Source organism: Embleya sp. NPDC127516 (assembly GCF_044765325.1).
Taxonomy (GTDB): domain Bacteria; phylum Actinomycetota; class Actinomycetes; order Streptomycetales; family Streptomycetaceae; genus Embleya.
Map to the genome: position 1 here is coordinate 1 of NZ_JBIWJT010000083.1, position 5,821 is coordinate 5,821.

4 protein-coding genes are annotated in these 5,821 nt (G+C 69.0%); 3 read left to right on the top strand and 1 reads right to left on the bottom strand.

Annotated features, from left to right (window positions below; genetic code table 11):
- Positions 1–335: 335 nt before the first annotated feature.
- From ACIRL2_RS51150 to ACIRL2_RS51160, 3 genes are all read left to right on the top strand, one after another.
- On the top strand, positions 336–563 hold the full coding sequence (locus ACIRL2_RS51150) for a hypothetical protein (RefSeq protein ID WP_402242658.1): 228 nt from the start codon (positions 336–338) through the stop codon (positions 561–563).
- A 1,003-nt stretch (positions 564–1,566) separates the two neighbouring features.
- Positions 1,567–3,687: a family 20 glycosylhydrolase gene (locus tag ACIRL2_RS51155; protein WP_395874690.1), complete on the top strand. Its 2,121-nt coding sequence runs from the start codon at positions 1,567–1,569 to the stop codon at positions 3,685–3,687.
- A 197-nt stretch (positions 3,688–3,884) separates the two neighbouring features.
- A complete protein-coding gene (locus ACIRL2_RS51160) occupies positions 3,885–4,874 on the top strand; it encodes a phosphotransferase family protein (protein WP_402242660.1) in 990 nt (329 codons plus the stop codon).
- A 149-nt stretch (positions 4,875–5,023) separates the two neighbouring features.
- Here ACIRL2_RS51160 and ACIRL2_RS51165 read toward each other — a convergent pair whose 3' ends face one another.
- Positions 5,024–5,437, bottom strand: coding sequence for an ATP-binding protein (locus ACIRL2_RS51165; RefSeq protein WP_395874694.1), 414 nt, complete (start codon positions 5,435–5,437; stop codon positions 5,024–5,026).
- Positions 5,438–5,821 lie beyond the last annotated feature (384 nt).

Sequence of the window (5,821 nt, forward strand, 5' to 3'; positions counted from 1 at the left end):
CGAGAAGCACGTCGTATCGGGCCTGACCGCCGGATCGGTCAAGTAACCCGGACGACCCACGGCCCGGGACGACCCCGGGAAACACGAAGCCCACATGAGCACTTCCATCATCGATCTGCTTCCCAGCCCGGTCCGGGCGGTCGGACAACCGCCTCCCGGACCGGGCTCCCCGGCCGAGCGGGCAAGGACACGGCTGTACCACTCGTTCTCCGCCCGTGGCGGCCCCGCGCGGCGCGGCACATGGAGATCCCATCCGGCAGCTCACCCGGACGCAGTTGCGGGCCCTGGCGTCCGATGATGCGTGGTAGTGCTTGAAGATTTCAGATGGAGTAGGAATGCGCCGGAGACTGCTGGTGATCATCGGGGCGCTGGGGGTGGCTGCGACGGCCGTACGCCTGCTTCCTCGCATCGAGAGCGCCATCGCCGCTGTGCGGGGAGGCGACGAGCCCCCGGAAGAGACCTACGTGGTGTCGCGGTCGAGACCATCGACCGACATCGACGTGTGGCACGACCACCCACTCGGGTCCGGTTTCCAAGCATTCCTCAAGGAGGCCGACCGATGAGTCGCCCGCGGCCGGGGCTCGCGAGCCGCTGATGTGCGGTGCGATCGCCTGCGCCCGCTCCCCCTCGCCATGGGACTTGGGGGGTGCCGTGATCCGGTGACGACCGCAATGGGTCATCCGAGCCGCAGAGTTCGACGCCGTCCGCTGCGCGGCGGCGTCGAAGGTATATATCGCGCGGACGTCGTCCGCGGCCTCCGCCGGGCGCAAACCGCGGCCCTGACCAGGAGTTGCGGAACGTAGAGGCGGGAGCGGCGCCGCGGAGCTTCCCGTCGTCATCGGCGTTCCCGAATGCCGCGTCGCCACCGAGCCGCCATCGCTGTCGAGAGACCCCTGGAGCCGGATCTCGACCTGAACCCTGGCCTGCACGTGGGTGTTCGAAGATGCGCAATATCCGCGTCACATGAGTGTGTTCAAGCACTGTCAAGCATCTCGGAGGCCGTCGACGCGGGCGTCAATCCCCTGCCCGGAAGGCCGAGAGGGATCTCGGCATGCGGATAGGCGTCCGTGCGCGGCCTGACATCTCTGTGCAACACCTCGACTCACCTGTGCCCTTCGCCCGGGCCGACATCGCCGAGGTGCCCGCGTGAGCAGCCAGGACTGCGCCGCGGCGACGAGGGCGTGCACACCCCGAAACCCTCCGTCGACCGACTGAGGCATGTTCCCCACGAATTGGCAAAGTCGCGGGGGCTCAAGCCTTGACACCCCCCGAGCACCCTGGCACCTTCATGCTTGAAGTTGCTCACAAAGCGCTTGATTCAAGCAATTACAAGCATCATCGCGCTCAGTTGCGGTTACGTGCCGCGTGTTTCGCTGCCCACCATGAGCGGCCGGCAGCGCGGCAGGAGTCGGCGGGTTGCACTGAGTGCGCCGGATCGGACCCCCGTGGTCCGGTGCCTGTGCACGAGCACCACACAGCACCGTCGCCGCCGACACCAATCGCACACTCCCGACCGCCCCATCCTGGTGTGCGGTCCCCGTGCCTTCTTGTCCGAAGGAGCCGACCATGCGCTGGTTGCACCGGCGAGGCAGACGCCTCGTCGCACTCGCCACAGCCGCCGTCACCCTCCCGCTCACGGCCACGCTCTCCGAGGCCTCCGCCGCTCCCCCCACACCCGCCCCAGCTCCCTACGCCCTGGTGCCGCAGCCGGTCTCGCAGAAAGCGGTGGCGGGCGAGGGGTTCTCCCTCACCCCCCAGACCCGGATCTCCGTCCTGTCCCGGGACTCGGAGGCGGTGGGGGTGGGAACCTACCTCTCCAAGCTGCTCGCTCCCGCGACGGGCTACGACCTGCGGGTCGTCAAGGACACCCACGCCCCGAAGAACGCCGTCGTCCTCGACCCCAACGGCCCCAAGAAGCTGGGAGCCGAGGGGTACACCATCACCTCCGGCAAGAACGGTGTCGTCGTCAAGGCACACGGGGCCCAGGGCCTGTTCCGCGGTGTGCAGACCCTGCGCCAACTGCTCCCCGCCGAGGTCGAGTCCCGGACCAGGCAGTCCCGTGCCTGGACCGTCTCGCCCGTGCAGATCTCCGACTCGCCCCGGTACGAATACCGCGGCGTGATGCTGGACGTCGCGCGCCGCTTCTACCCGGTCGCCCAGGTGAAGCGCTACATCGACGAGGCCGCAGCGTACAAGATCAACACCCTCCACCTGCACCTGACCGACGACCAGGGCTGGCGCATCGCCATCGACGCCCTGCCCGACCTGACCAAGGTCGGCGCGAGCACGCAGAGCGGCCACACCGGCGGCACCGACTGGTACTACTCGAAGGCCGACTACCAGGAGATCGTCTCCTACGCCACGTCCCGCTTCATGACGGTGGTACCCGAGATCGACGGCCCCGGCCACACCATGTCCGCCCTGGCCTCGATACCCGAACTCAACTGCGACGACAAGGCGAAGCCGCTCTACTCCGGCTTCGACGTCGGCATCAGCACCTACTGCCTGGCGGACGGGACACACCAGGGCAACACCAGGCGCTTCCTGAAGGCCGTCATCAAGGAGGTCGCCAAGCTCACCCCCGGCCCCTACATCCACCTCGGCGGCGACGAGGCCCCGCACACCCCGCCGGACCAGTACGCCTCCTACGTCAAGTCCGCCACCGAGGCGACCACAGGACGCCACAAGACGGTGATGGGCTGGAACGAACTCGCCAACGCCGACATCCCCGCCGGCAGCATCATGCAGTACTGGGGAGAGGACGACGACCGCAAGACCATCGGCACCGCTGAGGAGAGCGCGAGCATCGTCTCCACCCGCAACGGGGTCGCCCAGGACGCCAAGTTCGTCATGTCCCCGTCCGACCACGCCTACCTGGACATGAAGTACGACGTCTCCACCCCCTACGGCCTGAGCTGGTCCGGATACGTGCCGGTGGAGCGGTCCTACAACTGGGACCCGGCGACCATCACCGGCAAGATGGACGGCACCGGCTCCATCGTCCCGGCCGACAGGATCGCCGGCGTCGAGGCCGCCCTGTGGGCCGACCGCGCCTACGAGGGCAGCAGCTCACTGCCCACCCCGACCACCCGCTGGCCCGAACCCCACGCCTACGCCGACTACATGAGCTTCCCCCGCCTCCCCGCCCTCGCCGAGGTCGGATGGACCCCCCAAGCCGCCCGCGACTGGAAGAACTTCCGTCAGCGCCTGGCCCAGCACGGGCAGCGCTGGACCGCGGCCGGCATCGCCTACCACCCCGCCCCGGGCGTTCCGTGGCCCGGCACCGTACGGACCGTGGAGGGCGTTCACACCATCGAGACCGAAGGCGTCGCGCTGGACAGCGCCGGCTCCACGTCCGACGGCACGGACCTGGTCATGTGGGCATCCAATCGCGGAAACAACCAGACCTGGACCATCGCCCCCCAGTCCGACGGCACCTACACCGTGACCAGTAAGACCTCCAACAAGTGCGCCGAGGCGACCGGTGGGGCCGGCACCACCGTCGTCCAGCGCACATGCAACGGCCAACCCGCCCAACGCTGGAAGATCACCCCGATCGGCGACGACCACACGATCGCCTCCGCCGGCAGCGGCCTCCTGCTCACCGCAGGTTCGGCCACCAACGGCGCCAAGGCGACCGTGCAGTCCGACACCGGCTCCGCACTGCAACGCTGGTACATCGGCTAGCCGGCCTCACCTGAGGCCATCTCCCGCCCCCGCTCCGGACGCGCCCCGTCCGGAGCGGGGGTTGTGCCCGTGTCCGCAGTGCTTCGTTTCTTTCGTACACAACCCGACGGGCGCGCAGACGGCTCACCTCGGCAAATACCGACCGGACCCCCGCCGTCCCGGTGCTATTTTCACATCATGCTCTGGGTGGAGGATTGATGGAGAGCATCACCAAGAACCGGCAGCCCGTCGAGGCGCTGCGCGCGCTGGTCGCCCGCGCCTACGGCCCGGACCAGGTGTGCGACCCGGCCGAGGACTGGGTCGGCGAACTGGGCGACGGCTGCTTCAATGTGGCCTATCGGATCCGGTTGCGATCCGGCGCGCAGGTCGTCCTCAAGATCGCGCCGCCGCCGGATGTCGAGGTCATGACCTACGAGCGCGGCGCCATGGCCACCGAACTGGCGGCGCTGCGGCTGATCCGGGAGCACACGAAAGTGCCGGTGCCGGCGGTCGACTTCGCCGATCGAAGCCATGAACTGTGCTACGCCGACTACTTCTTCATGACGTATGTGGACGCGGACAACCTCGACGCCGTCAGGAACACCCTGACCGCGACGGAGATCGACGCGTACGACGAGGCGCTCGGCGCGATCACCCGCGAGCTGAACGGCATCCCGGGCACCGCCTTCGGCCCGCTGACAGGACCGGGCGAAAGCACGTGGCGCGCCGCCTTCCTGCGGATGGTCGAGGAGTTGCTGGGCGACGGCGAACGACGTGGCGTCGACCTGCGCCACGGCTACGACGTGATCCGCGAAGTCGTGGCCGCCCACGCCGATTCGCTGGACGAGGTGACCGAGCCCCGGTTCGTGGAGTGGGACCTGTGGCCCGGCAACTGCATGGTGCGCGACGGCCGGATCGTGGCGATCGTGGACCACGAGCGGGCGTTCTACGGCGATCCGCTGATGGAGTTCGGCTTCGCCGGGAGCGAGTCCGGCGCTTACGGGAACTCGGCGGCTTTCATCCGCGGCTACGGCCACCGGCCTTTCACCCCCGCCGAGCGGACCCGCCGGCGGCTGTACAACCTGCACCTGGCTCTGGTCCAGATCATCGAGACGAACTTTCGGGCGCACACCGGCACCGAGCAGTACGACTGGGCGTGCGAGCGCCTGCGGGAGACCGTGGCCCTGCTCGGCGAGCAAGCCCGCTGACGCTCCCTCGACGCCACACGACCGCAGCACGCGACGCCACGCGCCGAGCTGAACGGCCGAATCGCGCTCGCGAGCGAGACGGGATCGGCAGGACGGGTCTTCAGCGTGCGCACAAGCGTGTCTTGGGTGCCGGGAGCGGCCGGGCAGTGTCAGCCCGCCATCGCCGGAGCATCGTTGCGCAGGGATTCGGAGACGGGGGCGGCGACCGGCAGCATCGCCCGGACGGTGTGGCCGGCACCGCAGTCTTCGACGTCCACCCCGCCGGCGAGGAATCCGACGATGTCCATGCCCCGGCCGTGCTCGTCGGGGTCGCAGACCCGCGGCCGACGCCCGGCGCCGTGGTCCCCGTGGTCGTCCACCGCGATGTTCAGCACGCCCGCGTCCAGGACCAGGCGAACGGTCATGACGCTCCGCCCGTACTGCGCCGCGTTCGCCGTCAGCTCGCCGACGATCAAGACCGCGGAGTCCCGATCGTCGCCGACCAGACCCCAGCGGGCGAGTACCGCGCCCGTGAAGCGGCGGGCGTCGGCGACCCGGACGTCCCGGGCAGGCAGCGAGATCACGGCGTGCCGTCGGTCGAGCGACGGTGCGGGGCGGCGGCCCCGGCCCCGGACGACCGCCCGCGATCCGCCGGTCGCGACATCGACGCGACGCTCCGTGGCGTCGATGACGCCGGCGTTTCGGTATGGGCACATCTCGGGTGCCTCCACATCGTGCAGCTCGGCCTGCGGCCGAGCGGTCGTGCCGTGCCGGGGGGTTTCGGGCTCTTCCCAGATCCAAACTACCCCTTGGTCCAACAGGTGTAAATAGTATCTTCCGGGACTTAGAATAAGGGGAGACCGACCAGACGGGCGAGGAGTTTCATGCTCAAGCGAACGGCACGGGACATCCGCCGGCACAACAGGTTCGAGGTGTTGCAGAGCACCTACGCGGCCGGCGAGCACGTG